28 protein-coding genes, 1 pseudogene and 1 other annotated feature are annotated in these 25,482 nt (G+C 55.5%); of the genes and pseudogenes, 13 read left to right on the plus strand and 16 right to left on the minus strand.

Features of this window, described 5'->3' with window-relative positions; genetic code table 11:
• The first annotated feature begins 72 nt into the window (after nt 1-72).
• From ACF8PE_RS01665 to ACF8PE_RS01700, 8 genes are all read left to right on the plus strand, one after another.
• The gene (locus tag ACF8PE_RS01665; protein ID WP_032617758.1) at nt 73-906 is read left to right on the plus strand and encodes a pyruvate, water dikinase regulatory protein; all 834 of its coding nucleotides are present in this window, start codon (nt 73-75) and stop codon (nt 904-906) included.
• A 154-nt stretch (nt 907-1,060) separates the two neighbouring features.
• On the plus strand, nt 1,061-2,107 hold the full coding sequence (gene aroH, locus ACF8PE_RS01670) for a 3-deoxy-7-phosphoheptulonate synthase AroH (protein WP_392494369.1): 1,047 nt from the start codon (nt 1,061-1,063) through the stop codon (nt 2,105-2,107).
• Between the two features lie 167 nt (nt 2,108-2,274).
• A complete protein-coding gene (hemP, locus tag ACF8PE_RS01675; RefSeq protein ID WP_032617757.1) occupies nt 2,275-2,511 on the plus strand; it encodes a hemin uptake protein HemP in 237 nt (78 codons plus the stop codon).
• 68 nt (nt 2,512-2,579) lie between these two features.
• On the plus strand, nt 2,580-4,565 hold the full coding sequence (locus tag ACF8PE_RS01680) for a TonB-dependent hemoglobin/transferrin/lactoferrin family receptor (RefSeq protein ID WP_144883169.1): 1,986 nt from the start codon (nt 2,580-2,582) through the stop codon (nt 4,563-4,565).
• Between the two features lie 48 nt (nt 4,566-4,613).
• Nucleotides 4,614-5,642, plus strand: a complete 1,029-nt coding sequence (locus ACF8PE_RS01685; RefSeq protein WP_200142817.1) for a hemin-degrading factor — start codon at nt 4,614-4,616, stop codon at nt 5,640-5,642.
• Nucleotides 5,639-6,460: a hemin ABC transporter substrate-binding protein gene (locus ACF8PE_RS01690; protein ID WP_191152856.1), complete on the plus strand. Its 822-nt coding sequence runs from the start codon at nt 5,639-5,641 to the stop codon at nt 6,458-6,460. The genes ACF8PE_RS01685 and ACF8PE_RS01690 overlap by 4 nt, the downstream gene beginning before the upstream one ends.
• A complete protein-coding gene (locus tag ACF8PE_RS01695; protein ID WP_130588983.1) occupies nt 6,460-7,452 on the plus strand; it encodes an iron ABC transporter permease in 993 nt (330 codons plus the stop codon). Before ACF8PE_RS01690 ends, ACF8PE_RS01695 begins: the two co-directional genes overlap by 1 nt.
• Nucleotides 7,445-8,224 (plus strand): heme ABC transporter ATP-binding protein, encoded by a 780-nt coding sequence (locus tag ACF8PE_RS01700; RefSeq protein ID WP_144837688.1) that lies wholly within the window; start codon nt 7,445-7,447, stop codon nt 8,222-8,224. The genes ACF8PE_RS01695 and ACF8PE_RS01700 overlap by 8 nt, the downstream gene beginning before the upstream one ends.
• Here ACF8PE_RS01700 and selO read toward each other — a convergent pair.
• The 14 genes and pseudogenes from selO to thrS form a co-directional block, all read right to left on the minus strand.
• Nucleotides 8,221-9,663 carry a protein adenylyltransferase SelO gene (selO, locus tag ACF8PE_RS01705; protein ID WP_392494371.1) on the minus strand — a complete coding sequence of 481 codons (1,443 nt, stop codon included), beginning with the start codon at nt 9,661-9,663 and terminating at the stop codon, nt 8,221-8,223. The genes ACF8PE_RS01700 and selO overlap by 4 nt on opposite strands.
• Nucleotides 9,664-9,724: 61 nt before the next feature.
• Nucleotides 9,725-10,437, minus strand: a pseudogene (locus ACF8PE_RS01710) (EAL domain-containing protein).
• A 287-nt stretch (nt 10,438-10,724) separates the two neighbouring features.
• Nucleotides 10,725-11,189, minus strand: coding sequence for an NlpC/P60 family protein (locus tag ACF8PE_RS01715; RefSeq protein WP_059308152.1), 465 nt, complete (start codon nt 11,187-11,189; stop codon nt 10,725-10,727).
• A gap of 71 nt (nt 11,190-11,260) precedes the next feature.
• Nucleotides 11,261-12,016, minus strand: a complete 756-nt coding sequence (gene btuD, locus ACF8PE_RS01720) for a vitamin B12 ABC transporter ATP-binding protein BtuD (RefSeq protein WP_164540187.1) — start codon at nt 12,014-12,016, stop codon at nt 11,261-11,263.
• Nucleotides 12,016-12,567 carry a glutathione peroxidase gene (locus ACF8PE_RS01725; protein ID WP_392494374.1) on the minus strand — a complete coding sequence of 184 codons (552 nt, stop codon included), beginning with the start codon at nt 12,565-12,567 and terminating at the stop codon, nt 12,016-12,018. The genes btuD and ACF8PE_RS01725 overlap by 1 nt, the downstream gene beginning before the upstream one ends.
• A 36-nt stretch (nt 12,568-12,603) precedes the next feature.
• Nucleotides 12,604-13,584: a vitamin B12 ABC transporter permease BtuC gene (btuC, locus tag ACF8PE_RS01730; protein WP_059308153.1), complete on the minus strand. Its 981-nt coding sequence runs from the start codon at nt 13,582-13,584 to the stop codon at nt 12,604-12,606.
• 101 nt (nt 13,585-13,685) lie between these two features.
• The gene (gene ihfA / locus ACF8PE_RS01735; RefSeq protein ID WP_006820203.1) at nt 13,686-13,985 is read right to left on the minus strand and encodes an integration host factor subunit alpha; all 300 of its coding nucleotides are present in this window, start codon (nt 13,983-13,985) and stop codon (nt 13,686-13,688) included.
• Between the two features lie 4 nt (nt 13,986-13,989).
• On the minus strand, nt 13,990-16,377 hold the full coding sequence (gene pheT / locus ACF8PE_RS01740) for a phenylalanine--tRNA ligase subunit beta (RefSeq protein WP_144837682.1): 2,388 nt from the start codon (nt 16,375-16,377) through the stop codon (nt 13,990-13,992).
• A 15-nt stretch (nt 16,378-16,392) separates the two neighbouring features.
• A complete protein-coding gene (pheS, locus tag ACF8PE_RS01745; protein ID WP_032617740.1) occupies nt 16,393-17,376 on the minus strand; it encodes a phenylalanine--tRNA ligase subunit alpha in 984 nt (327 codons plus the stop codon).
• A 40-nt stretch (nt 17,377-17,416) separates the two neighbouring features.
• Nucleotides 17,417-17,540, minus strand: a sequence feature (Phe leader region).
• A complete protein-coding gene (pheM, locus tag ACF8PE_RS01750) occupies nt 17,491-17,535 on the minus strand; it encodes a pheST operon leader peptide PheM (RefSeq protein WP_001386830.1) in 45 nt (14 codons plus the stop codon). It overlaps the preceding feature by 45 nt.
• Nucleotides 17,541-17,657: 117 nt before the next feature.
• Nucleotides 17,658-18,014 (minus strand): 50S ribosomal protein L20, encoded by a 357-nt coding sequence (rplT, locus tag ACF8PE_RS01755; RefSeq protein ID WP_032617738.1) that lies wholly within the window; start codon nt 18,012-18,014, stop codon nt 17,658-17,660.
• A 51-nt stretch (nt 18,015-18,065) separates the two neighbouring features.
• Nucleotides 18,066-18,263, minus strand: a complete 198-nt coding sequence (gene rpmI, locus ACF8PE_RS01760; RefSeq protein WP_001124225.1) for a 50S ribosomal protein L35 — start codon at nt 18,261-18,263, stop codon at nt 18,066-18,068.
• 96 nt (nt 18,264-18,359) lie between these two features.
• Complete coding sequence (gene infC / locus ACF8PE_RS01765; RefSeq protein WP_059287945.1) at nt 18,360-18,902, minus strand: translation initiation factor IF-3; 543 nt, start codon at nt 18,900-18,902, stop codon at nt 18,360-18,362.
• 3 nt (nt 18,903-18,905) lie between these two features.
• On the minus strand, nt 18,906-20,834 hold the full coding sequence (gene thrS / locus ACF8PE_RS01770) for a threonine--tRNA ligase (protein WP_032617737.1): 1,929 nt from the start codon (nt 20,832-20,834) through the stop codon (nt 18,906-18,908).
• Between the two features lie 326 nt (nt 20,835-21,160).
• On the opposite strand from thrS, the gene yncL reads away from it, so the two are divergent.
• Together yncL and yniD are read left to right on the plus strand one after the other, a co-directional pair.
• Nucleotides 21,161-21,253 (plus strand): stress response membrane protein YncL, encoded by a 93-nt coding sequence (yncL, locus tag ACF8PE_RS01775; RefSeq protein WP_072036629.1) that lies wholly within the window; start codon nt 21,161-21,163, stop codon nt 21,251-21,253.
• A 100-nt stretch (nt 21,254-21,353) separates the two neighbouring features.
• Nucleotides 21,354-21,461 (plus strand): small membrane protein YniD, encoded by a 108-nt coding sequence (gene yniD / locus ACF8PE_RS01780; RefSeq protein WP_098946236.1) that lies wholly within the window; start codon nt 21,354-21,356, stop codon nt 21,459-21,461.
• Between the two features lie 180 nt (nt 21,462-21,641).
• On the opposite strand, the gene ACF8PE_RS01785 is transcribed toward yniD, so the two are convergent.
• Nucleotides 21,642-21,875, minus strand: coding sequence for a hypothetical protein (locus tag ACF8PE_RS01785; RefSeq protein WP_117386102.1), 234 nt, complete (start codon nt 21,873-21,875; stop codon nt 21,642-21,644).
• A 255-nt stretch (nt 21,876-22,130) separates the two neighbouring features.
• Complete coding sequence (locus tag ACF8PE_RS01790; protein WP_032617735.1) at nt 22,131-22,889, minus strand: YdiY family protein; 759 nt, start codon at nt 22,887-22,889, stop codon at nt 22,131-22,133.
• 293 nt (nt 22,890-23,182) lie between these two features.
• Between ACF8PE_RS01790 and pfkB the strand changes: the two genes are divergently transcribed.
• The 3 genes from pfkB to ACF8PE_RS01805 all read left to right on the plus strand — a co-directional run bounded on the left by pfkB (nt 23,183) and on the right by ACF8PE_RS01805 (nt 25,460).
• Nucleotides 23,183-24,115, plus strand: coding sequence for a 6-phosphofructokinase II (gene pfkB / locus ACF8PE_RS01795; protein ID WP_392494379.1), 933 nt, complete (start codon nt 23,183-23,185; stop codon nt 24,113-24,115).
• 88 nt (nt 24,116-24,203) lie between these two features.
• Nucleotides 24,204-24,494, plus strand: coding sequence for a type V toxin-antitoxin system endoribonuclease antitoxin GhoS (gene ghoS / locus ACF8PE_RS01800; RefSeq protein ID WP_191152861.1), 291 nt, complete (start codon nt 24,204-24,206; stop codon nt 24,492-24,494).
• 105 nt (nt 24,495-24,599) lie between these two features.
• Nucleotides 24,600-25,460, plus strand: coding sequence for a fructosamine kinase family protein (locus ACF8PE_RS01805; protein ID WP_165717693.1), 861 nt, complete (start codon nt 24,600-24,602; stop codon nt 25,458-25,460).
• Nucleotides 25,461-25,482 lie beyond the last annotated feature (22 nt).

Raw genomic sequence — 25,482 nt, forward strand, 5'->3', positions numbered from 1 at the left:
CATTGACTGTTGTATTTTACTTTTTTAATTTAAGCTTTCAGTCAATTACATCTGATATACAGAGTGTGCCAAATGGATAATGCTGTCGATCGCCACGTTTTTTATATTTCCGATGGTACGGCCATCACCGCCGAAGTGTTAGGCCATGCGGTGATGTCGCAATTCCCGGTGTCTATCAACAGCATCACGCTGCCGTTCGTGGAAAACGAGAGCCGAGCCAGAGCGGTTAAAGATCAAATCGACGCCATTTTCCAGCAGACCGGCGAGCGTCCGCTGGTGTTCTACTCGATTGTGATCCCGGAAATTCGCAATATCATTCTGCAAAGCGAAGGCTTCTGTCAGGACATTGTCCAGGCGCTGGTGGCCCCACTGCAGGAAGAGCTGAAGCTGGACCCTACACCAGTGGCGCACCGCACCCACGGCCTGAACCCGGCCAATCTTATCAAGTACGACGCCCGAATCGCCGCCATTGACTATACCCTCGCCCACGATGACGGCATCTCAATGCGTAACCTCGATCAGGCGCAGGTCATCCTGCTCGGCGTCTCGCGTTGCGGCAAAACCCCCACCAGCCTTTACCTGGCCCTCCAGTTCGGGATCCGCGCAGCAAACTATCCCTTTATCGCCGACGATATGGATAACCTTGTCCTTCCCGCGGCGCTCAAACCCCTGCAGCATAAGCTGTTTGGGCTGACCATTAACCCGGAACGACTGGCGGCGATCCGCGAAGAGCGCCGGGAGAACAGCCGCTACGCCTCGATGCGCCAGTGCCGGCTGGAGGTGGCTGAAGTGGAAGCCTTGTACCGTAAGAACAACATCCCGTGTCTGAACAGCACTAACTATTCGGTAGAAGAGATCGCCACCAAAATCCTCGATATTATGGGTCTCAATCGCCGCATGTACTAACAGGCTAGTACATTAGTCCATAATCCTTTATACTCGCACTCCATCACAGGGCACCGCTTGTGCCCTGCACTTGAATTCAGCGGGGATTGGTTTAAGGTGATGCCCATCACTTCCCGGTAAGTTACCGATGAAGCACTACATTCTGAGAAATACCATGAATAAAACCGATGAACTCCGCACAGCGCGTATCGATAGCCTGGTCACGCCAGCTGAACTGGCCCAGCGGTACCCTGTTTCTGCGGCAGTGGCAGAAAACGTGACAACGTCACGTAAGCGTATTGAAAAAATCCTTAACGGTGAAGATCGCCGCCTGCTGGTGATTGTTGGCCCCTGTTCTATTCACGACCTTGATGCCGCAATGGACTATGCCCAGCGCCTGAAAGGGCTGCGGGACAAACACCACGCCCGCCTGGAAATCGTTATGCGCACCTACTTCGAGAAGCCGCGCACCGTAGTGGGCTGGAAAGGGCTGATCTCCGATCCCGATTTGAACGGCAGCTACCGGGTAAATCACGGCATTCAGCTGGCGCGCAAGCTGCTGTTGCAGGTTAACGAGCTGGGCGTTCCCACTGCTACCGAATTCCTCGATATGGTGACCGGACAGTTTATCGCCGATCTGATCAGTTGGGGGGCTATTGGTGCCCGCACCACTGAAAGCCAGATCCACCGTGAAATGGCTTCGGCGCTCTCCTGCCCGGTGGGCTTTAAAAACGGCACCGACGGCAATACGCGTATTGCGGTGGATGCCATCCGCGCAGCCCGTGCCAGCCATATGTTCCTGTCGCCGGATAAGAACGGTCAGATGACCATCTATCAGACCAGCGGCAACCCATACGGCCATATCATTATGCGCGGCGGCAAACAGCCAAATTATCACGCTCAGGATCTGGCCGAAGCCTGCGATACCCTGCGTGAATTTGATCTGCCCGAGCAACTGGTGGTGGATTTCAGTCACGGCAACTGCCAGAAACAGCACCGCCGTCAGCTGGACGTTTGCGATGAGGTTTGCCAGCAGATCCGCAACGGCTCTACCGCTATTGCCGGGATTATGGCCGAGAGCTTCCTGCGCGAAGGCACGCAAAAAGTGGTGGTCGGTCAGCCTATCACCTACGGTCAGTCGATTACCGACCCTTGCCTGAGCTGGGAAGATACCGAAGTCCTGCTGGATAAACTTGCTGCGGCGGTAAATTCCCGTTTTTAATGCCTGCGCCGGGTAGCAGTTGCGTCTTGCCCGGCCTGCTCAATCTCCCTTCACAGGCCCGGTAAGCGCCATGCCACCGGGCTTTTTTACAGACCGCGTTACCCCGCACCTCCCTCACGTCACTGTTTTTTCATAAAACGCTTGCCGTCAAAATCGATTTGTTGATAATGATTATCATTGTTACATTGATTGCTATTTTGAAAAACACTATGTCACGTATGGATAACACTGCTGCAACGCTCACTCGTCCTGAAGACAAAACACAGCCTGCACCAGGCGCGACCGACCGTCGCATCGACAGTAAACAACTGTTGGGCAAAGAGGGCCGCGTCATTATCGAGCATGACGGCCAGCACTACCTGCTGCGTCAGACACATGCCGGAAAATTAATTCTCACAAAATAAGCCCCCCCGCCAGCCACCCAGGTTCCCCAGGCAGCCAGCGCTTTTCACTTTTAAATGGAGAGTGGCTCATGCCATACCTGAACACCGCGTCTTTACGCCCGTCGCTGCTGGCGCTGGCGATCGTCAGTGCCCTGCCGGGAGCGGCTGTTGCCGCCACCGACGACATGACCGTTACCGCCACCGGTAATGCCCGCAGCGCCTTCGAAGCCCCGATGATGGTCAGCGTCATTGACGCCAGCGCCCCGGAAAATCAAACCGCCAGTTCTGCCACCGATCTGCTACGCCACGTGCCCGGTCTGACGCTCGACGGGACCGGTCGTACCAATGGCCAGGACGTCAATCTGCGCGGCTACGATCGTCGCGGCGTGCTGGTGCTGGTTGACGGCGTGCGTCAGGGCACTGATACCGGTCACCTGAACAGTACCTTCCTCGACCCGGCGTTGATTAAGCGCATTGAGATCGTGCGCGGGCCATCGGCCCTGCTGTATGGCAGCGGCGCGATGGGCGGGGTGATCGCCTATGACACTGCCGATGCGAAAGACCTGCTCCAGGCCGGACAAACCAGCGGCTATCGCGTATTTGGCACTGCCGCCACCGGCGATCACAGCCTCGGGATGGGTGCCAGCGCCTTTGGCCGCACTGATACCCTCGATGGCCTTGTGGCCTGGTCGAGCCGGGATCGCGGGGATATCCGTCAGGGCGGCGGCGGTACCGCGCCGAATGACGAATCCATCAACAACATGCTGGCTAAAGGCAGCTGGCAGTTGGATCAGGCCCAGTCCCTGAGCGGATCGTTGCGCTATTACAACAACGCGGCGCAGGAGCCGAAGAACCCGCAAACTATCGCGGCCGATGACAGCAGCAACCCGATGACCGACCGCTCCACCATTCAGCGGGACGTGCAGCTGGGATATCATATCGCTCCGGCGGGCAATGACTGGCTAAACGCCGATGCCCGCATCTACTGGTCTGAAGCGCGTATCAATGCCCAGAATATCGACGGCACCGGCGAATTCCGCCAGCAGACCACCAAAGGCGGCAAAGTCGAGAACCGCACCCGCCTGTTCGCCGACTCCTTCGCCTCGCACCTGCTGACTTACGGCGGGGAGTATTATCGTCAGGAGCAGGAGCCGTCCGGTGCCACCACCGGCTTCCCGGATGCGCGTATCGATTTCAGCTCCGGCTGGCTGCAGGATGAGATCACCCTGCGCGATCTGCCCGTCACTCTGCTGGGCGGCACCCGCTACGATAATTATCGCGGCAGCAGCGATGGCTACGAGGATGTGGATGCGGATAAATGGTCATCCCGCGCCGGGATCACCATCACCCCGGCAGAATGGCTGATGCTGTTCGGCTCTTATGCTCAGGCCTTCCGCGCGCCGACGATGGGCGAAATGTACAACGACGCTAAACACTTCTCTATTGGCCGCTTCTACACCAACTACTGGGTGCCGAACCCGAACCTGCGCCCGGAAACCAACGAAACTCAGGAGTACGGGTTTGGTCTGCGCTTTGACGATCTGCTGCTGGCTAATGATGCGCTGGAGTTCAAAGCCAGCTACTTTGATACCAACGCCAAAGATTACATCTCCACTACCGTCGATTTTGCCGCGGCCACTACCATGTCGTACAACGTGCCGAACGCCAAAATCTGGGGCTGGGACATGATGGCGAAATACTCTGCCAGCCTGTTCACCCTGGATGTCGCTTATAACCGCACCCGTGGCAAAGACACCGACACCGGGGAGTATATCTCCAGCATCAGCCCGGACACCGTCTCCAGCAAGCTGGATATCCCGGTGGCGCAGAGTGGCTTTAGCCTTGGCTGGATCGGCACCTTTGCCGATCGCTCCACCCACGTGAGCAGCAGCTACAGCCACCAGCCCGGCTACGCGGTGAATGATTTTTACGTCAGCTATCAGGGCCAGCAGGCGCTGAAAGGCGTGACCACCACGCTGGTGCTGGGCAACGCCTTCGACAAAGAATACTGGTCGCCGCAGGGCATCCCGCAGGATGGCCGCAACGGCAAGATTTTCGTGAGTTATCAGTGGTAATGACCCTGCCCTGGCGCTGCCAGGGCATTTATCCGAAAGGAAGAGAGAATGAATCACTACACACGCTGGCTTGAGCTAAAAGAACAACATCCCGGGAAATACGCCCGTGACATCGCTGCACTGATGAACATCAGCGAAGCGGAACTGACCTGGGCGCGGGTGGGGCATGATGCGTGGCGTCTGCACGGCGAAATCCGCGAGATCCTCGGCGCGCTGGAAGCGGTGGGTGAAACCAAATGCATCTGCCGCAACGAATACGCGGTTCATGAACAGGTAGGCGCGTTTACTAACCAGCATCTGAACGGCCATGCCGGGCTGGTGCTTAACCCGCGTGCGCTGGATCTGCGTCTGTTCCTTAGTCAGTGGGCCAGCGCGTTTCATATCACCGAGACCACCGCCCGCGGCGAGCGTCAGAGCATTCAGTTTTTCGACTATCAGGGCGATGCGCTGCTGAAGGTGTACACCACCGATAACACCGACGTGTCCGCCTGGGGCGATCTGCTGTCCCGCTTTATCTTTGCCGATAATCCCCCGCTGGCGCTGAAAGCTGCCGATCCGACAACCAATGTGACAACTGCCGACGCCGCGACGGTGGACAGCGAGTGGCGCGCGATGACCGACGTCCATCAGTTCTTCGGCCTGCTGAAACGCCACAGTCTGACCCGTCAGCAGGCGTTCCGACTGGTGAGTGACGATCTCGCTTGCCAGGTCGATAACCGCGCGCTGTCGCAGCTGCTAAACGACGCCCGCCAGGCGGGCAACGAGATCATGATCTTCGTTGGCAACCGCGGCTGCGTGCAGATCTTCACCGGCACCGTGGACAAAGTGGTGCCAATGAAAGGCTGGCTGAACATTTTCAACCCGGCCTTTACCCTGCATCTGCTGGAGGAGACCATCGCAGAAAGTTGGGTAACGCGTAAACCTACCGCCGACGGCCACGTTACCAGCCTCGAACTCTTTGCCGCCGACGGGACGCAGATCGCGCAGCTTTACGGCCAGCGCACTGAAGGTGAACCAGAGCAGAGCCAGTGGCGTTCGCAGATCGACGCTCTCACGGTAAAAGGGCTGGCCGCATGAGAACCCTTCTCGCCCTGTTCTTCGCCCTACCGCTGGCCGTCTCTGGCGCCGCGCAGGAGAAGATCGTCGCCCTTGGCGGCGACGTGACGGAAATTGTCTACGCCCTGGGTGCCGAAGACGCGCTGGTGGCGCGCGACAGCACCAGCCAGTGGCCGCAGCAGGCTACCGCCCTGCCGGACGTGGGTTATTTGCGCCAGCTTAATGCCGAAGGGATCCTGGCGATGCGTCCGACGCTGGTATTAGCCAGCGCGCAGGCACAGCCTTCTCTGGCGCTAAAACAGGTCGGGCAGAGCAAGGTGAATGTGGTAACAGTGCCGGGCAGCAATGCCCTGAGCGTGATCGACGAGAAAGTGCGGGTGGTGGCGCAGGCGACGCACCGCGTTGCCGAAGGGGAAGCGCTGCGCCAGCGCCTGCAGCAAGAGCTGGCGGCACTGCCCGCCTCGCCCATCAATAAGCGCGTGCTGTTTATTCTCAACCACGGCGGGATGACCGCTATGGCCGCCGGGCAGGATACCGGTGCCGATGCGGCGATCCGCGCGGCCGGGCTGCGTAACGCCATGCAGGGGTTCTCCCGCTATCAGCCGCTCTCCCAGGAAGGGGTGATCGCCAGCCAGCCCGATCTGGTCGTGATTTCACAGGACGGGGTAAATGCTATGGGCGGGGAAGCGAATCTCTGGAAGCTGCCAGGTCTGGCGCAAACCCCTGCCGGTCGGAACAAACAGGTATTGCAGATTGACGATATGGCGCTGCTCGGGTTTAGCGTGCGTACCCCGCAGGCCATTGGCCAGCTGCGCAGTAAAGCCGAGCAACTGCCCTGATGCCTCGTCGGGTCAGCTTATCCCTGTGGGGACTGGCAACGACGCTGGCGCTGATGACGCTGCTGGCCACCGGTTTTGGCGCGTTGCGCCTGCCGGTGACCGTGCTGTGGAACGGCGGTGACGAGGCGCTGCGCCAAATCTGGCTCACCATTCGTCTGCCGCGGGTGCTGCTGGCGCTGGTGATTGGCGGCTCGCTGGCGCTGGCGGGCTGCGTAATGCAGGGGCTGTTTCGCAACCCGCTCGCAGACCCCGGCTTGCTGGGGATCAGCAGCGGTGCCGCCTGCGCCGTCGCACTGTGGGTGGTGTTACCCGTTACCCTCCCCGCTCTGCTGATGCTTTACGCCCCGATGCTGGCGGCCTTTCTCGGTGCGCTGGCAGCCACGGTGGTGATTTTCCTGCTCAGCCAGCAGCGGGAAAGCTCCCTCTCGCGCCTGCTGCTGGTAGGGATCGCCATCAACGCGCTGTGCGGCGCGGCAGTGGGTGTCCTCTCCTGGGTCAGTAATGACGCGCAGCTGCGTCAGCTCTCACTGTGGGGCATGGGGAGCCTCGGCCAGGCGCAGTGGTCCACTCTGCTGGCGGTCACCTCGCTAATGATCCCCACGGTGCTGGTGATCTGGCGCCTGGCGGCGGCTCTCAACCTGCTGCAGCTGGGCGAGGAAGAGGCTCACTATCTGGGCGTGGATGTGCGCCTCGTTCAACGTGTTTTGCTTCTGTGTAGCGCCCTGCTGGTGGCGGCTGCGGTGGCGGTCAGCGGGGTGATTGGCTTTATTGGCCTGGTGGTGCCGCACCTGATGCGCATGTGGCTAGGGTCGGATCACCGGGCAGTGATCCCCGGCTCGGTGCTGGCGGGGGCGTTTCTGCTGCTGATGGCGGATACGGCTGCACGCACGCTGGTCGCGCCAGCGGAGATGCCGGTGGGACTGCTGACCAGTATTCTCGGTGCACCCTGGTTCCTGTGGCTTATTTTCCGTCGTGGAGGTCAGCATGGCTGAACCCTTGCTCGCAGAAGGCTTGTCTTACTCCGTGGCGGGCCGGGAGGTGGTTCGCGACGTTTCGCTGTCGCTCGCGCAGGGGGAGCTGGTGGCGCTGATCGGTCCCAACGGGGCGGGGAAATCTACTCTGCTGCGCCTGTTAACCGGTTTTCTTACTCCCGCTGCCGGGCGCTGTCTGCTGGACGGAAAAGCTCTGGAGAAGTGGAGTACCCAGGCGTTATCGCGTCAGCGGGCGGTGATGCGCCAGCAAACCCAGTTGGGATTTGACTGGCCTGTAGAAGCGGTAATCGGGATGGGGCGTGCCCCCTGGACGCCGCAGCCTGAGGCGCAGATTGTCAGCGAGGTGATGCAGCTCACCGGGTGTCACCTCCTGGCCGGTCGTCGATACGCGGCCCTGTCGGGCGGAGAGCAACAACGTGTGCAGTTGGCGCGTTCGCTGGCGCAGCTGTGGTGCGAGGGCGGGCCGCGCGGCTGGCTGTTTCTTGATGAGCCGACCTCAGCGCTGGATCTCTACCACCAGCAGCATCTGCTGCGGTTGCTGAAGGCGTTGACTGCTCACGGGAAGCTACACGTCTGCGTGGTGCTGCACGATCTCAATCTGGCTGCCTTATGGGCCGACCGGATCGTGCTTTTACATGAAGGCAGGATTGTCTCCCAGGGAACGCCGCCATCGGTGCTGCAGGCTGACGACCTTACGCGCTGGTACGGCGCGCAGGTGCACGTTGGCCTGCATCCCCTCAACTCCACTCCCCAGGTGTTTCTTGCCCCTTAGCTTGAGCAACTCACTTCCAGCCGCTTACCCCAGTCGGGCGGACGGTTGATATAGTCATCATTGCGGTCGGCAAACGGCGTGCGCAGGGCTTCATGTAAGCGGTGAAGCTCGGCGTAGTCGCCCTTTTCAGCCTGCTCGATCGCCCGCTGCGCCAGCCAGTTGCGTAGCACCATGGCCGGGTTAACGGCACTCATCTGCGCCTGACGCTCATCATCCGCGATGTTTTCACGCTGGAGGCGGGTACGGTAGATCGCGAACCAGTCATCAAAGGCCTGACGGTCGATAAACTCATCGCGCAGCGGTGAGGCGGCACTGTGCTGCTCGGTTTGCCCCAGCATACGGAAGGTGCGGGTGTAATCGCTGCCTTCCCGTGCCATCAGCGCAAACAGATTATTGAGGATCTCATTATCCCCCTGCTCCTGGGTCATCATCCCCAGCTTACGGCGCATCAGTTTGCCGTACTGCTGTAGCAGCACCTCCTGGTAACCATCCAGGGCGTCGTTGAGGGCATCGACATCGATAAATGGCGACAGGGACTGCGCCAGCCGCTGCAGGTTCCACAGCCCTACCGCAGGCTGGTTATCAAAGCTGTAGCGCCCCTGATAATCGGAGTGGTTACAGATATAGCCTGGCTGGTAGTCGTCGAGGAAACCGTACGGGCCGTAATCGATGGTCAGGCCGAGGATCGACATGTTGTCGGTGTTCATCACCCCGTGGGCAAAACCCACCGTCTGCCAGCTGGCGATCAGCGAGGCGGTACGCGCCACAACATCCCGGAACCAGAGGATGTATTTATCGGCATCGTCTTTCCACTGCGGCCAGTAGTGGTTAATGACAAAATTCGCCAGCTGGCGAACTTTCTCCGGCTCGCGGCGATAGTAAAAGTGTTCAAAATGACCGAAACGGGCGTGGCTTTGCGCAATGCGGATCAGCATCGCGCCCTGTTCCATCGTTTCACGCGCCACGGGCGTATCGCTGGTGACTATCGACAGCGCGCGGGTGGTGGGGATCCCAAGGGCGTGCATCGCTTCTGAGGCCAGGCTTTCGCGAATGGTTGAACGCAGGACGGCGCGCCCGTCACCCATACGCGAGTAAGGCGTCAGCCCGGCCCCTTTCAGGTGCCAGTCCATCGTTTGTCCGTTAGCAAGCTGCTGCTCGCCGAGCAAGATCCCTCGCCCGTCCCCCAGCTGTCCGGCCCATACGCCGAACTGATGTCCGCTGTAGACCTGGGCCAACGGCTGCATGCCTGGCAGCAGGGTTTCGCCGCCAAAGACGCCAGCGCCCTGTTCAGGCGTAAACAGCGTTTCGGGGATCGCCAGATCGGCGGCCAGCGCCGTGTTATGCCAGATCAGGCGGGCATTATTCAGGGGAGTGGGTTTCAGGGCCGTATAAAAACCGGGTAATTCGTCATGCCAGTGCGCGGTAAAAGACAGGGTCATAGGTCCTCCTGCTTTTAGTGTAGTGGGTTTATCAGAGGTTAAACACCAGGCAAGAAAAGGGTTATCCCTGTACCAGGGTGGTAATGCGCTCAAGGGGAACGGCAGGCCATAAGCCGCCCTGCATGGCACTAAAGCCAAATGTAGACAGCCGTTGCAGGGCAATGTCATCGTCCACACCCGCGACCATCAATGACTGACAGTAGGGTGAAACCTGGGTCATTATCGCCCGTAGTAAGAGTTCGAATGTATTATCTGTTAAATGCTGCTGAATGAAGTTTTTATCCAGCGCCACACGTTTAAACATGCCATCAAAAATGGCTTTGGTGGAGGCATCTCCGGCACCGAAATTGCCCAGTATCAGCGGAAAACGCAGGGCAAAGTCCATCAGGGTGGTATTCATATTGCCTTTATTGAGATCAGGATAATTCTCATTAATGCAGAACTCCAGCCACGGATGTTGTTCACATATCGCAACACCGTTTTCACCCATTAACAGGTATTCAACGATGGCTGGAGAGATATTTATCCATGCCGTGAGCTGCTGCTGAATAAAAAAGAGTTTGCAGCTGTCGAGCATTGCTAACTGCTCCTGAAACAGCATTAGCTCTTGCTCGCGGGTGAGGTAGGGGCGCACGAGTTCGGTCGAATGCGCACCTGGTTATCCACGCCGACAAAGTTAACGACTATTTCAATGCCTATAAGCGCCCCTGTATCTTGTCGTGCAGGGAGTAATAACAATTCCGACTGATAAGCAATATCCAGCATCACAATCATGGCGTCCGACCCGGTTTAAAGACGATACATGACATCCTGAAACATATGCTGAAGCAATTCAACGTTATGGATTTTAATAAGATTAATTTCATTCGTTCCATTTAATATTCGGAATTTCCTTAGTCCTGAAATAATCTTATCCTGGATACGGCTTAATAGCCAGTTGTCGCGAATCATCAGAATTGCATCAAATTAATTCATCCGCTAACTAATCTTTAACTATTAAACCACGCTAATGAATAGCCTATACGGATGAAAAGAGTGTCGCGCCGGGCGGCGCGACAGGATTAAATGCGTCGGGCTTGCCAGAAATTTTTACGCCAGTAGACATTATTGAGGGAGGAACGCACGACGCCACGGCTGGTCGAGGCATGAATAAACTGATCGTCGGTGTCGTATATCCCGACATGCAACCCGCTTTCGCCGGAGCCGGTTTTGAAGAAAACCAGATCGCCCGGAAGCAGCTCATCCTTATTAATTTCGGTGCCGATAGTTGCCTGCTGACGAGTTTCGCGTGGTAACTGTAGCGCAAACTGGTCGCGGAACGTGAGCAGCACAAATCCAGAACAATCAATCCCACGGCGGGTCATGCCGCCGTAGCGATAAGGCGTACCGCCCCAGTTATGGAGCTGATCGTTCAGGCCTGCAATCACGGCGATAGAATCAGACAGCCGCGGATTGGGCGGCGGTGCGCGATGGCTACTGCATCCTGCAAGAAATAGCGCGGCCATAAGGAGAAAACAGAATCGCATTCCTGACGAATCCTCTGATTTTTATGCTTTCCGTAATTTAGCCTGTGAATATGCCGCTACGCAATAAGCGCTTATTCCTGTGATGTCGAAATGATCATTCTGTGACCTTCGATATCCAGTCGACGGAAGGGCATGTCATACGCTTTAGCCAGATTCGGCGGCGTCAGCACGCTATCGCGGGTGCCGCTGGCAATCAACTGGCCCCTTTTCAGCAGCCAGACGCGATGGGCATGGCGCAGCGTATGGTTCAGATCGTGGCTGCTCATAACCACCGCAATTCCCTGGCGTGACAGTGCGCTTAACAGCCTGTCGAGCGCCACCTGCTGAGCGACGTCGAGGCTGTTCATCGGCTCGTCCAGCAACAATAGCTGGCCGTGCGGGTTGCCGCCAGGGTGAATTTGCAGGATCACGGCAGCCAGCCGCACGCGCTGCCACTCACCGCCGGAGAGCTGGCTGACGTGGCGCGGCAGCTTATCCTCAATACCCAGCGCCGCCGCCACCTCTTCCAGCAGCGTTTTCTGCTGACTGTCGTACTGATGCAGCGTCAGATAGTGCCAGACCGGCATAGCGAATGGCGCGGTTTGCTGCTGCGCCAGATACGCTCTGCGGCAGGCCAGCGACGCGGAGGACCACCGGGAAAGCGACTCGCCCTGTAACAGGATGTCGCCCTGCCCGGCACTCAGCCCGGCCATACGTGACAGCAATGTGCTTTTACCTGCCCCGTTCGGGCCGACCAGGTGCAGGATCTCCCCCGCATTCACCTGGGCGGAAAGCGGTTGCAGACGCCCGTGTTCCGTCACCCCATCCAGCTGCATCAACATCGACATTACTTCGCGAGGGCCAGCTTGATCGCTTCCATCAGGATCGGATCCTCAGGGGTCATATCTGGCGCAAAACGCTGTACCACTTCACCATCGCGGCCAATCAGGAATTTTTCGAAATTCCATAAGATGTCGTCAGGATAGAGCGGCGCGCGGCCTTTGCTCGCCAGACGCTCATAAAAACCGCTGCTTTCAGGGGCAACCGCGACAGGTGCGGCGGCAATCAATTTTTGATACAGCGGATGACGTGCGTCGCCATTCACCTCGATTTTGCTGAACATCGGGAAGGTGATGCCATAAGTGGTGCTACAGAAGGTTTTGATCTCCTCTTCGCTACCTGGCTCCTGGCCGAGAAACTGGTTGCACGGGAAACCGAGTACGGTAAAACCGTCTTTTTCCCAGGCTTTATGGATATTTTCGAGCTGCTCATATTGCGGCGTCAGGCCGCATTTCGATGCCACGTTCACTACCAGCAGCACCTTGCCTTTGTACTCTTCCAGGGTGGTGGTTTTGCCATCAATGGTCGTTACTTCGATGTTCAGAATATCGTTCGGCATAGCATTCTCTCAGGTTGTGGTTCAGATGGGCTGTACTTAACGTCCGGCTTTTAAGAGTAGCCAGATAAACACGGGTGCGCCCAGCGTGGCGGTCACTACCCCAATGGGCAGCTCTGCGGCGTTGAGCGCGAGGCGCGCGATGATATCAGCGAAAAGCAACGCTGCGCCGCCTGTTACCGCCGCAGCAGGCAATAACAGCCGGTGGTCGGTAATACCACACAAACGTAGCATATGGGGAATGACAAGGCCGATAAAGCCAATCGCACCGGCCAGGGCCACGCTCACACCCACCATCCAGCCGATGGCGACCACCAGCGTGTTGCGCCAGAAGGTGAGCGGCAGGCCGAGCTGGCGGGCCGAAATCTCTCCCAGCACCAGAATATTCAACGGGGGTGCCTGAAAGCAGGCCCAGACGATGGCCGGTAACAGTAGCAGCATCAGCCAGCCCTGCCCCCAGTCCACGCCGCCAAAGCCTCCCATCATCCAGTACATCAACTGGCGCAGATCAAAGGCGGTAGAGAAATAGACCGCCCAGGTCATCAGGGCGCTACAGATGATACCCAGCGCCACGCCGGCAAGCAGCAGGCGGCTCACGGAGAGATGACGGCGGGCAAAACGCAGCAAAATAAGGGTAATGATCAACGCGCCGGCGATGGCGCAGAGACTTAAGCTCCAGCCCGACATCGCCCCGCCGCCGAGCATCACGGCGGCAATCAGCCCTACCCCGGCACCGTTCGATACGCCTAATAAGCCGGGCTCGGCCAGCGGATTATCGAACAGCGCCTGCATGATCGTCCCGCTGAGCGCCAGCGCTGCGCCCACCAGCACCACAGCCAGAGTACGCGGCAGACGGATTTGCCAGATAAACAGCTCCCCCCGGGGAGTGAACCACGCCTCAGGGCCAATCCACAGATCGCCCGCGCAAAGGCTCAATCCCAGGGCGATAACGAGCGCCAGTATGAGCGCGAGCAATTTACGCAGATTGGATCGGTACTGCTGACGGGCAAATTCGGGCATTGAAGTCATTTTGCGGGTGAATGATGTCTCTGATTTTACGGTGGGTTTATAGCAGCGCAAAGAAAAAAGGCCGCATAAGCGGCCTTTTTGGTTAGATCATATCACTCTGCTTTGGGTGAAGCGTTTTCGACACGGCTCTTTAACTTCTGGCCGGGTCTGAAGGTCACCACGCGGCGGGCTGTAATGGGAATATCCTCACCCGTCTTCGGGTTACGACCCGGACGTTGATTCTTGTCGCGCAAATCAAAGTTACCAAAGCCGGAGAGTTTTACCTGCTCACCATTTTCCAGAGCGCGACGGATCTCTTCGAAAAACAGCTCAACCAGCTCTTTGGCATCCCGTTTGCTAAGCCCAAGCTTATCAAACAGATATTCGGACATTTCAGCTTTTGTAAGCGCCATAGGTTCAATCCCTCAATGATGCCTGGAATCGCTCTTTTAATGCCTCTACACATTTGGCAACGGTAGCGGCAATCTCCTCTTCTTCGAGTGTACGGCTGGTATCCTGAAGGATCAGGCTGATAGCCAGGCTCTTAAAGCCCTCTGCTACGCCCTTGCCGCGGTACACGTCAAATAAGTTTACGCCAACTACCTGATTTACGCCAACTTTCTTACATTCGGCCAAAATATCTGCGGCAGGCACATTTTCGGCCACCACAACGGCGATATCACGACGGTTTGCCGGGAAGCGAGAAACGTCCTGAGCCTGAGGAATGACGCGGTCTGCGACCTTGTTCCACTCCAGTTCAAACGCCAGTGTGCGGCCGTTGAGATCCAGTTTGCGTTCCAGCTCTGGATGCACAACACCAATGAAACCAACGCGTTCACCTTTCAGATAAATCGCGGCACATTGGCCCGGATGCAAGGCCGGAATGGCCTCAGCGCGGAACTCAATTTCAGACAATTTACCGGTCAGGTCGAGTACGGATTCCAGATCGCCTTTCAGGTCGTAAAAATCAACACTGTTTTTGCTCAGGTCCCAGTGCTCTTCATAGCGGTTACCGCAAATCGCCCCTGCCAGCATCAGATCCTGACGAATGCCAAGGTTAGCCTGGGTGTCCGGCACAAAGCGCAAGCCGGTTTCGAAAATACGTACGCGGCTCTGCTGACGGTTCTGGTTGTAGACGATGGTGCTGAGCAGGCCCGGCAGCAGCGACAGACGCATGGCTGACATTTCGCTGGAGATTGGGCTTGGCAGGATCAACGCTTCCTGGCCCGGGTGGATCAGCTGCTGCACTTTCGGGTCAACGAAACTGTAGGTGATCACTTCCTGGTAACCTTTGTCGTTGAGCATGGTTTTCACACGCTTCAGAGACAGATCCGCTTCACGATGGGAACCCATCACCAACCCAGCCTGCACCGGCTCATCAGGAATGTTGTTGTAGCCGTAGACACGGGCAACTTCTTCCACCAGATCTTCTTCGATCTCCATATCGAAACGCCAGCTCGGCGCAACGGCTGTCCACTCGTCCTGGCCTTCGGTGACGTCACAGCCCAGACGGCGCAGAATGTCGCTCACCTGTGCATCGGCAATGTGATGGCCAATCAGGCGGTCCAGCTTGCTACGACGCAGGGTGATGGTCGCAGGCTTCGGCAGATGCGCCTCGCTGGTGACATCAATGACCGGGCCAGCTTCGCCGCCGCAGATATCAATCAGCAGGCGGGTCGCGCGCTCCATCGCTTTGTATTGCAGAGCTGGATCCACGCCGCGCTCATAGCGGTGAGAAGCATCGGTATGCAGACCATGACGACGCGCGCGACCGGTAATGGACAGCGGGCTAAAGAAGGCACACTCCAGCAGCACGTTCTGGGTTTCATCGTTCACGCCGGAGTGGTCGCCACCGAAGATCCCGCCCATAGCCAGGGCTTTGCCGTGATCGGCAATCACCAGGGTGTCGGCATTCAGTTTGGCTTCGCTGCCGTCCAGCAGGACCAGAGTTTCACCCTCTTTCGCCATACGTACGACGATACCGCCTTCGATACGATCTTTATCGAACGCGTGCATCGGCTGACCCAGCTCCAGCAGGACGTAGTTAGTCACGTCAACAACGGCATCGATGGAACGGATACCGCAACGACGCAGCTTCTCTTTCATCCACAGCGGCGTTGGCGCCTTAACATTGATACCCTTCACTACGCGGCCCAGGTAGCGCGGACAGGCGTCAACGGCTTCAACCTGAATCGGCAGCGTGTCAGTAATGGTGGCCGCCACTGGCGCGATTTCAGGCGCGTTCAGTTCGGTCTGGTTCAGGACCGCCACGTCGCGGGCAACACCGATGATGCCCAGGCAGTCGGCACGGTTCGGGGTGACGCTGATTTCGATGGTGTTGTCATCGAGCTTCAGGTAGTCGCGCAGGTCGGTGCCAATCGGGGCGTCCGCTGGCAGCTCAATGATGCCGGAGTGATCGTCGGAAATACCCAGCTCGGAGAAGGAGCACAGCATGCCTTCAGATGGCTCGCCGCGCAGTTTCGCCGCTTTAATTTTGAAATCGCCCGGCAGCACCGCACCCACGGTTGCCACAGCCACTTTCAGGCCCTGACGGCAGTTTGCTGCGCCGCAGACGATATCGAGCAGACGTTCGCCGCCCACGTTAACTTTGGTGACACGCAGTTTGTCTGCGTTAGGGTGCTGACCGCACTCCACAACCTCACCGATAACCACGCCGTTAAAGGCGCCTGCAACCGGCTCTACGCCGTCCACTTCCAGGCCAGCCATGGTGATCTGGTTAGAGAGCGCCTCGCTGTCCAGCTCGGTGTTTACCCATTCGCGTAACCACAGTTCACTGAATTTCATTGTTCTGTCCTGCCCTTATTTAAACTGTTTGAGGAAACGCAGATCGTTTTCGAAGAATGCGCGTAAGTCGGTCACGCCATAGCGCAGCATGGTCAGACGTTCCATCCCCATGCCAAACGCAAAGCCGGAGTAGACTTCCGGATCAATACCGACGTTACGCAGCACGTTCGGATGCACCATGCCGCAGCCCAGTACCTCCAGCCATTTGCCGTTTTTACCCATCACGTCAACTTCTGCGGACGGTTCGGTGAACGGGAAGTAGGACGGACGGAAACGAACCTGCAGATCTTCCTCAAAGAAGTTGTTCAGGAAATCGTGCAGCGTGCCCTTCAGGTTGGTGAAGCTGATGTTTTTATCAACGATCAGCCCTTCCATCTGGTGGAACATTGGGGTGTGGGTCTGGTCGTAGTCGTTACGATAGACGCGACCTGGCGCGATGATGCGGATCGGCGGCGCTTGCTCCTTCATAGTACGAATCTGCACGCCAGAGGTCTGGGTACGCAGCAGGCGGGTCGCATCAAACCAGAAAGTGTCGTGGTCAGCACGTGCCGGGTGGTGGCCTGGGATATTCAGGGCATCGAAGTTATGGTAATCGTCTTCGATTTCCGGGCCGGTCGCCACGGTAAAGCCGAGCTCACCGAAGAAACTTTCAATACGGTCGATAGTGCGGGTGACCGGGTGCAGCCCACCGTTCTCGATACGGCGTCCCGGCAGGGAGACATCGATGGTTTCAGCAGCCAGACGGGCGTTCAACGCGGCGCTTTCCAGCGCGTTTTTACGCTCGTTCAGCACTTGCTGCACCTGCTCTTTGGCTTCGTTAATCACCGCACCTGCAGCCGGGCGCTCTTCTGGCGGCAACTCACGCAGGGTAGTCATTTGAAGGGTCAGGTGCCCTTTCTTGCCCAGATATTCGACGCGGACATTGTCTAACGCGGCAACATCTGAGGCCTGGTTAATGGCGGCCGTTGCACTGGCAACCAGCTCTGCGAGATGTGACATGGTTTTCCTCGTTATGTAGCGATATTTACAAGCGGCAGATACGAAAAAAGCCTCCATCAGGAGGCTTTCTGGCGCTGTTTTCCGTTTCGTCTTTCACGCGCTAGCCTCCTGATATCAGGTGCTAAAGTAAAAGAAGAAGCGGAAAATAGCAGCATTCATGCTTGCATTACCTTGTGTGGTAAGGGACCTAACGCCTTATTGAAAAGGGTCGCCGGAAAATTGTCAATGTTTTGATGCTGTTGAAACGAAAAGAGGGAGACTAGCTCCCTCTTTCAACTGGCTTATGCCAGAGCTGCTTTCGCTTTTTCGACCAGAGCGGTGAACGCTACTTTGTCGAATACTGCGATGTCAGCCAGGATCTTACGGTCGATTTCAACAGAGGCTTTTTTCAGGCCGTTGATGAATTTGCTGTAAGAAATACCGTTCTGACGTGCTGCTGCGTTGATACGCGCAATCCACAGTTGACGGAACTGACGCTTACGTTGACGACGGTCACGGTAAGCGTACTGACCAGCTTTGATAACTGCCTGGAAGGCAACGCGGTATACGCGTGAACGCGCACCGTAGTAGCCTTTGGCTTGTTTCAAAATTTTCTTGTGACGTGCGCGGGCAACTACACCACGTTTTACGCGAGCCATATGTGCTCTCCTGTATCTATTCTAATTAAAAAGTTAAAAAACGTTTACGACTTATGCGTACGGCAGGCACGCGATAACCAGACCCAGATCGCCTTTAGAAACCATGGCTTTCGGACGCAGGTGACGTTTACGCTTGGTAGCTTTCTTAGTCAGAATGTGACGCAGGTTTGCGTGCTTGTGCTTAAAACCACCTTTACCGGTTTTTTTGAAGCGCTTAGCAGCACCGCGTACGGTCTTAATTTTTGGCATCTTAATAACTTCCACTTCGCATTGTTAAATAAACGAAACCCAGGCGAACAAAACCTGCGAAGCCTGTCGGCTCCACAGGAATTGCTACTTGAAGGCCTACTGTTTCTTCTTAGGAGCGAGCACCATGATCATCTGGCGGCCTTCGATCTTCGTAGGGAAGGATTCGACTACTGCCAGTTCACTCAGATCTTCACGGACGCGGTTAAGCACTTCCATGCCGATCTGTTGGTGGGCCATCTCACGACCGCGGAAACGCAGCGTGATCTTGGCCTTATCGCCATCTTCCAGAAAGCGAATCAGGCTGCGGAGTTTTACCTGATAATCGCCATCGTCGGTACCAGGACGGAATTTAATTTCCTTAACCTGGATAACTTTTTGTTTCTTCTTCTGTTCCTTAGAAGACTTACTCTTTTCATAAAGGAACTTGCCGTAGTCCATGATACGACAAACTGGCGGTTCGGCGTTAGGGCTGATTTCAACTAAATCTACTCCAGCTTCTTCAGCCTTTTCGATTGCTTCTCTCAGACTCACAATCCCCAGCTGTTCGCCTTCCAGACCTGTTAAGCGAACTTCCTGGGCGCGAATCTCGCCATTGATACGATTCGGACGTGCCGTTTGAACTCGTTTTCCGCCTTTAATACCTTATTCCTCCAGTTGTTGAAGACTGCGGCTGCGAATCTCTTGTTGCAGCTTCTCAATCACTTCATTTACGTCCAGGCTGCCCAGGTCTTTACCACGGCGGGTGCGAACGGCAACTTTGCCTGCTTCCACCTCTTTATCACCACAGACCAACATATACGGGACACGACGTAAAGTGTGCTCGCGGATTTTAAAGCCAATCTTCTCATTTCTCAAGTCTGCTTTTACGCGAATGCCCGCATTTTGTAGTTTCTGCGTCAATTCTTTAACGTAATCAGCCTGAGAATCGGTAATGTTCATCACTACAACCTGCACTGGCGCAAGCCAGGTTGGGAAGAAGCCCGCAAACTCTTCGGTCAGGATGCCGATGAAGCGCTCCAGTGAACCGAGGATAGCACGGTGAATCATTACCGGTACCTGACGCTCGTTATCTTCGCCAACATAAGAGGCGCTTAAACGCTGCGGCAGGGAGAAGTCCAGCTGTACAGTACCGCACTGCCATGCACGATCGAGACAGTCATACAGGGTAAATTCAATTTTCGGACCGTAGAATGCGCCCTCGCCCAACTGGTATTCAAACGGAATGCCGTTTTCTTCCAGCGCTACGGCGAGATCCGCCTCAGCACGATCCCAGGTCTCATCGCTCCCGATACGTTTTTCCGGGCGCGTTGAGAGTTTGACTACGATCTTCTCAAAGCCAAAGGTGCTGTACATATCGTAGACCATACGAATACAGGCGTTAACTTCATCACGCACCTGATCTTCAGTACAGAAGATATGCGCATCATCCTGCGTAAAGCCACGAACACGCATCAAACCATGCAGCGCACCTGATGGCTCGTTACGGTGACAGCTACCGAACTCTGCCATACGCAGCGGCAGATCGCGATAGGATTTCAGACCCTGGTTAAAGATCTGAACGTGACCCGGGCAGTTCATTGGCTTGATGCAGTATTCACGGTTCTCTGAAGAGGTGGTGAACATCGCATCTTTGTAGTTGTCCCAGTGGCCGGTTTTTTCCCACAGCACACGGTCCATCATGAACGGGCCTTTCACTTCCTGATACTGGTACGCTTTCAGCTTGGAACGCACGAAAGTTTCCAGTTCACGGAAGATAGTCCAGCCGTCGTTGTGCCAGAAGACCATACCCGGCGCTTCTTCCTGCATATGATACAGGTCGAGTTGTTTCCCGATTTTACGGTGGTCACGCTTCGCCGCTTCTTCCAGGCGCTGCAGGTACGCGTTCAGGGCTTTTTTGTCAGCCCAGGCGGTACCGTAGATGCGCTGCAACATTTTATTGTTGCTGTCGCCACGCCAGTAAGCGCCTGCGGTTTTCATCAGCTTGAAGTGATGGCAGAAGCGCATGTTCGGCACGTGCGGTCCACGGCACATGTCGATGTATTCTTGGTGGTGATACAAGCCAGGCTTGTCATCATGAGCAATGTTCTCGTCAAGAATAGTGACTTTGTAGTTTTCACCACGTTTCACGAAGGTTTCACGCGCTTCGTGCCAGCTCACCGTCTTCTTAATGACGTCGTAGTTGCTCTCAGCCAACTCGTGCATACGCTTTTCGAGGGCTTCGATATCTTCCTGGGTCAGCGTGTGGTCAAGGTCAACGTCATAGTAAAAGCCGTTGTCGATAACCGGGCCGATAGCCATTTTGGTGTTAGGCCACAGCTGCTTGATCGCATGACCGAGCAGGTGAGCGCACGAGTGACGAATGATCTCAAGACCTTCTTCGTCTTTCGCGGTGATGATCGACAGCTTCGCATCGTTTTCAATTAAATCGGAAGCATCAACCAGCGCACCGTCAACGCGCCCAGCAATAGTGGCTTTCGCCAGACCCGGGCCGATATCCAGCGCAACATCCATTGGGCTGACGGCTCGGTCGAAATGGCGTTGGCTGCCATCAGGAAGAGTAATTACAGGCATTTTATATCCTTATTTGCAGTGATGCCCCACACATAAGAGCATATGCAAAGAAAATAATCTTTGATTTACAGTGAATTGCAAAGCCATCTGACCAACAATCGTCAAATTGGCCCGCAATCATGCACAGGATCGAAATCAGAAAAATGGCAATTTACGATCAGCCTGTTGATGGTAACACTAACGCCTGGGTGAAAACACCCTTCTGGGCAGATTGAACGCGTTAGTACTTTTGCATGAGTTTAACGTGGAATTTCAAACAGCTTCTCGCAATACCGGGTGGCTGAGCTATTCTTGAACAGGTCCTTCAATACACTATGGGGCATATTATGAACGTATCCAGCAGAACAGTCGTTATCCTTAACATTCTTTCTGCCACCGCATTACTCGTGATTCTGGCAGATAAGTTTCACTGGTTCTGACGCTCGTTGTTGGAAGCGCCTGACGCTTTAACCTTCCGGCGAAACTAAATTATGTTTGCTCTTTGGTAAACGACCGCAACCAAAGAACAAGGATGATAAGATGCCGACGAAACGCTTTTCTAAAAAATACTGGAAGATGGTGATTGTGTTAATCACCCTTTGTGCTGCCCTGCTGATATTACGCTGGGCAGCAATACTTTGGGGCTAATCTTATCACCCATTTCAGCCCGGTAAAGGTATTACTTTTTTGCGGAACCCAACGGATTTAAACATCCGTTTTAATTATCTTTACATAAACTTTAAAAATAAAAAAACCGGTACATCAAAACCCGGTTTTTTTAGCAGCTATAACTGCCGATAAATGAATGTATTGTGTTTGATAAATCAATCAAGACCATTCACCGGCGACCAGTTTATGCACGTCGAACGCGTCATCCATAGATTGCCCGGTGGATTGCGAGCCAGGAGCGATGTTCGATCCGGCTTCAACATCAGAGGCCTTGGTAATGCCAATTTGTGTAGAAGTGTCACTGGCAGAGTGATATACAGAATCAGCGGCAAATGCACCGAATGACAGTGCCGAAAGCACGATTGCTGCAGATGCAGTTGTGAGTTTATTCATAATGTTTTTCTCTTACTGAATTAATACAGACCAACTTTAGGCAATATCTAGCTTGTCCTGATAGTTTAGATCTGGATCACACTTTTGCATAGTCAAAATATTTATCAATTCGTGTCAAATAAACTGAATGTTAACAAACCGGGGAATTATGGAGACAATATGGAGATATCGGCTACGGCTATATTTTAAAACACTGTTTATTATTTATCAGCACAAAAAGTAAAAACGGGTCAATATATTATTGACCCGCTGCGATTACATTTTGTAGCCCAGAGAGACCGTGGTTCTGCGATCGGTGTGTTCCGGTGCAGATGCTGGCGGTTCGGAGTTCCAGGTCACGTTGTAAGCCACTTTCAACCCGAAATGGGCGTTGATGGCGACGTTCAGCGCCGTCTCGGAGTTAACGGTCGTGTCGTCAGCACCGAAGACAGAAACGCCCTGGCTAAATTTGGCGTTATCGGTCATCTGCCAGGCATAAGTCCCGGACGCATAGCCCAGCGGCTGGGTTTCAGTATCGCCGTCGGTGTATTCGTCGTAACGTACACCTGGACCAAATTCAAAACGGAAGCTGTGTACCGGCCCGTTCAGGAACTGGCGACCATAACCCGCTGTTGCCACGTCACGCTGACGATAACCGTTATAGCGGTCAGTCAACCAGCTTGCCTGGCCGAATAGATAGTCAAAGTCGGTCATGTTGTAACGGCTACGCCCACCCACCGCATATTTCTCGGAAGAGCGTTCATCGTTAGACGAGGTGTTGCTGGCGTTACCCCACAGCGACCAGGCGGTGGTGTTGCCGTACCAGGTCATGGTGGTATCGGCAGTCAGGGAAGAGCTTTTGGTATTGCCCGATTGCGCCAGATAACCTGCGTTCAGGTTACCTTCGAAAGGTTTCTGTGCAGTGGAGGGATCGTCCATGACAGTAAAAACGGAATCATCGGCTGTTGCATGCAGTGACGCAAACAGGCCTCCCGCTACCATCATTGCAGCGGGTACTGTCTTTAAGAGCTTCATTTATAAAGAGTCCGTACAACAAAAAAAGAGACCATTACGGTCCCGGAAACTTTCTTGCGGATCAATGCCATGGGATCCCGCGAAAGGTAACAAATTATAAAAAGGCTCAAATAACATAGCAATGATTTCTTGTTTCATTTTTGGAATAAGAACGATCTCAAAGCAGCCTGTTATTTATAAATAAAAGTCACGGTAGGTAACGATATTCATATTGAAAATCATATTGTTATTTACTTTCCCTTCCGCAGGTTCGGTGCCAGGCTTAAGGTTATACTCATTCACAGGAGATCAGCATGGATCGTATCTTTACGTTGACGCTCTCCCCTTCTCTGGACAGCGCAACCCTGACGGCTCAACTCTATCCTGAAGGTAAACTCCGCTGCAGCGCGCCAGTGTTCGAACCCGGCGGCGGCGGGATTAACGTGGCGCGGGCCATTGTTCACCTTGGCGGTAAAGCAACCGCCATCTTTCCCGCTGGCGGTGCGACGGGCGAACACCTCGTCTCGCTGCTGGCTGATGAGCAGGTCGCCGTGGATACGGTTGAATCCCATGACTGGACCCGGCAAAACCTGCACGTACATGTTGAATCCACCCATGAGCAGTACCGCTTTGTCATGCCCGGCGCGACCCTGAGCGAAGATGAGTTTCGCCAGCTGGAAGAGAAAGTGCTGGCCATCGAGAGTGGCGCGCTGCTGGTTATCAGCGGCAGCCTGTCACCGGGTGTCAAAACCGAACGGCTGACGCAGCTAATTCGCGCTGCGCAACAGAACGGTATCCGCTGTATCGTTGACAGCTCCGGGGAGGCCCTCAGCGCCGCGCTGACCCTTGGCAACATCGAGCTGGTGAAACCTAACCAGAAAGAGCTTAGCGCACTGGTCAATCGCGATCTAAGCCAGCCGGATGACGTGCGCAGCGCCGCGGAAGAGTTGGTGAAGAGCGGCAAAGCCCGGCGGGTTGTCGTGTCCCTCGGCCCGCAAGGCGCACTGGCCGTGGATGAAACCGGCTCGGTGCAGGTGGTGCCACCCCCCATGAAAAGCCAGAGCACCGTCGGCGCGGGTGACAGCATGGTGGGCGCGATGACACTGAAGCTGGCGCAAGGTGCGTCCCTACGGGAGATGACCCAATACGGCGTAGCCGCAGGCAGTGCGGCAACCATCAATCATGGCACCCGGCTGTGCTCGCTGGATGACACGCAGAAAATATTTACATACCTGACAAATGCATAATCGTTGCCCTCCCGGCTACCCGGCGAGGGCGACAAATGACATGAATCGTCTATGCTAAAAAAATTTCGTGATAACAATGAGGTGAATTATGAGCAGTGGAGAGATCGCTCGCTATGTGGTAACCGTCAAAATTCATGAAGACTCACTGACGGAACTCAATGAAATCAACAACAATCTTACCCGCGGCGGTTTTTTACTGACCATGACTGACAAGGACGGCAACCTGCATGAACTGGGCACCCATACCTACGGGCTGGTTAGCCCATTGAGTGAAGACGAGGTAAAGACGCTTGCCACGGGTCTGGTAGAGAACGCCACCGGAAAAGAGCCGCAGGTTGAGGTGACGAGCTGGGAAAACTGGCAAAAACAGCAGCAATAAATGCCACAGGGCCAACCAAACGGCGCAGATGTGCGTTAGTTCGTGTTTTTTGACCATAGTTTCACGCTAACTTTATGATCTGGCAGACAACATGGGAGAGCGATCATGTGGCAGGCTATCAGTCATCTTTTAAGTGAACAACTGGGCGAAGGTGAAATTGAACTGCGTAACGAGCTGCCAGGAGGCGAGATCCACGCCGCATGGCATCTGCGCTATGCGGGACGCGACCTCTTCGTTAAATGTGATGAACGTGAACTTTTACCCATCTTTACCGCTGAGGCTGACCAGCTGGAACTGCTCTCCCGCAGCAAAACCGTCTCCGTACCCCAGGTCCGGGCCGTCGGCAGCGATCGCGACTACAGCTTTCTGGTGATGGATTACCTCCCTGCCCGCCCACTTGATGCGCACAATGCCTTTATTCTGGGGCAACAGATTGCCCGTCTGCATCAATGGAGCGATCAGCCGCAGTTCGGTCTCGATTTTGACAACGACCTTTCCACTACTCCCCAACCCAACGCCTGGCAACGACGCTGGTCGACCTTCTTTGCCGAACAGCGGATAGGCTGGCAGCTGGAGCTGGCAGCAGAAAAAGGGCTGGAGTTCGGCAACATCGATGCCATTGTCGATCATATCCAGCAGCGCCTGGCCTCGCATCAGCCGCAACCTTCCCTGCTGCACGGCGATTTATGGTCGGACAACTGCGCGCTGGGTCCAAGCGGTCCTTATATCTTTGATCCGGCCTGCTACTGGGGGGACAGAGAGTGCGACCTGGCCATGCTGCCGCTACATCCAGAACAGCCGCCGCAGATTTACGACGGCTATCAGTCCATTTCACCCTTACCGGCCGACTTTCTGCAAAGGCAACCCGTGTATCAGCTTTATACCCTGATGAACCGCGCCATCCTGTTTGGCGGTGAGCATATGGTAAATGCGCAGAAAGCGCTGGATCGCGTGCTGGCGGCATAAGGTGCAGACTGCCGGGCTACAT

The sequence above is a fragment of the Leclercia sp. GLN_9 genome (genome assembly GCF_043105735.1).
GTDB classification, from domain to species: domain Bacteria; phylum Pseudomonadota; class Gammaproteobacteria; order Enterobacterales; family Enterobacteriaceae; genus Enterobacter; species Enterobacter adecarboxylatus.

What these genes read in the sequence shown, in the direction of transcription:
- ACF8PE_RS01665 (WP_032617758.1), top strand. Translation starts at nt 73, where the DNA reads ATGGATAATGCTGTCGATCGCCACGTTTTTTATATTTCCGATGGTACG.
- aroH (WP_392494369.1), top strand. Translation starts at nt 1,061, where the DNA reads ATGAATAAAACCGATGAACTCCGCACAGCGCGTATCGATAGCCTGGTC.
- hemP (WP_032617757.1), top strand. Translation starts at nt 2,275, where the DNA reads ATGATTATCATTGTTACATTGATTGCTATTTTGAAAAACACTATGTCA.
- ACF8PE_RS01680 (WP_144883169.1), top strand. Translation starts at nt 2,580, where the DNA reads ATGCCATACCTGAACACCGCGTCTTTACGCCCGTCGCTGCTGGCGCTG.
- ACF8PE_RS01685 (WP_200142817.1), top strand. Translation starts at nt 4,614, where the DNA reads ATGAATCACTACACACGCTGGCTTGAGCTAAAAGAACAACATCCCGGG.
- ACF8PE_RS01690 (WP_191152856.1), top strand. Translation starts at nt 5,639, where the DNA reads ATGAGAACCCTTCTCGCCCTGTTCTTCGCCCTACCGCTGGCCGTCTCT.
- ACF8PE_RS01695 (WP_130588983.1), top strand. Translation starts at nt 6,460, where the DNA reads ATGCCTCGTCGGGTCAGCTTATCCCTGTGGGGACTGGCAACGACGCTG.
- ACF8PE_RS01700 (WP_144837688.1), top strand. Translation starts at nt 7,445, where the DNA reads ATGGCTGAACCCTTGCTCGCAGAAGGCTTGTCTTACTCCGTGGCGGGC.
- selO (WP_392494371.1), bottom strand. Translation starts at nt 9,663, where the DNA reads ATGACCCTGTCTTTTACCGCGCACTGGCATGACGAATTACCCGGTTTT.
- ACF8PE_RS01715 (WP_059308152.1), bottom strand. Translation starts at nt 11,189, where the DNA reads ATGCGATTCTGTTTTCTCCTTATGGCCGCGCTATTTCTTGCAGGATGC.
- btuD (WP_164540187.1), bottom strand. Translation starts at nt 12,016, where the DNA reads ATGTCGATGTTGATGCAGCTGGATGGGGTGACGGAACACGGGCGTCTG.
- ACF8PE_RS01725 (WP_392494374.1), bottom strand. Translation starts at nt 12,567, where the DNA reads ATGCCGAACGATATTCTGAACATCGAAGTAACGACCATTGATGGCAAA.
- btuC (WP_059308153.1), bottom strand. Translation starts at nt 13,584, where the DNA reads ATGCCCGAATTTGCCCGTCAGCAGTACCGATCCAATCTGCGTAAATTG.
- ihfA (WP_006820203.1), bottom strand. Translation starts at nt 13,985, where the DNA reads ATGGCGCTTACAAAAGCTGAAATGTCCGAATATCTGTTTGATAAGCTT.
- pheT (WP_144837682.1), bottom strand. Translation starts at nt 16,377, where the DNA reads ATGAAATTCAGTGAACTGTGGTTACGCGAATGGGTAAACACCGAGCTG.
- pheS (WP_032617740.1), bottom strand. Translation starts at nt 17,376, where the DNA reads ATGTCACATCTCGCAGAGCTGGTTGCCAGTGCAACGGCCGCCATTAAC.
- rplT (WP_032617738.1), bottom strand. Translation starts at nt 18,014, where the DNA reads ATGGCTCGCGTAAAACGTGGTGTAGTTGCCCGCGCACGTCACAAGAAA.
- rpmI (WP_001124225.1), bottom strand. Translation starts at nt 18,263, where the DNA reads ATGCCAAAAATTAAGACCGTACGCGGTGCTGCTAAGCGCTTCAAAAAA.
- thrS (WP_032617737.1), bottom strand. Translation starts at nt 20,834, where the DNA reads ATGCCTGTAATTACTCTTCCTGATGGCAGCCAACGCCATTTCGACCGA.
- yncL (WP_072036629.1), top strand. Translation starts at nt 21,161, where the DNA reads ATGAACGTATCCAGCAGAACAGTCGTTATCCTTAACATTCTTTCTGCC.
- yniD (WP_098946236.1), top strand. Translation starts at nt 21,354, where the DNA reads ATGCCGACGAAACGCTTTTCTAAAAAATACTGGAAGATGGTGATTGTG.
- ACF8PE_RS01785 (WP_117386102.1), bottom strand. Translation starts at nt 21,875, where the DNA reads ATGAATAAACTCACAACTGCATCTGCAGCAATCGTGCTTTCGGCACTG.
- ACF8PE_RS01790 (WP_032617735.1), bottom strand. Translation starts at nt 22,889, where the DNA reads ATGAAGCTCTTAAAGACAGTACCCGCTGCAATGATGGTAGCGGGAGGC.
- pfkB (WP_392494379.1), top strand. Translation starts at nt 23,183, where the DNA reads ATGGATCGTATCTTTACGTTGACGCTCTCCCCTTCTCTGGACAGCGCA.
- ghoS (WP_191152861.1), top strand. Translation starts at nt 24,204, where the DNA reads ATGAGCAGTGGAGAGATCGCTCGCTATGTGGTAACCGTCAAAATTCAT.
- ACF8PE_RS01805 (WP_165717693.1), top strand. Translation starts at nt 24,600, where the DNA reads ATGTGGCAGGCTATCAGTCATCTTTTAAGTGAACAACTGGGCGAAGGT.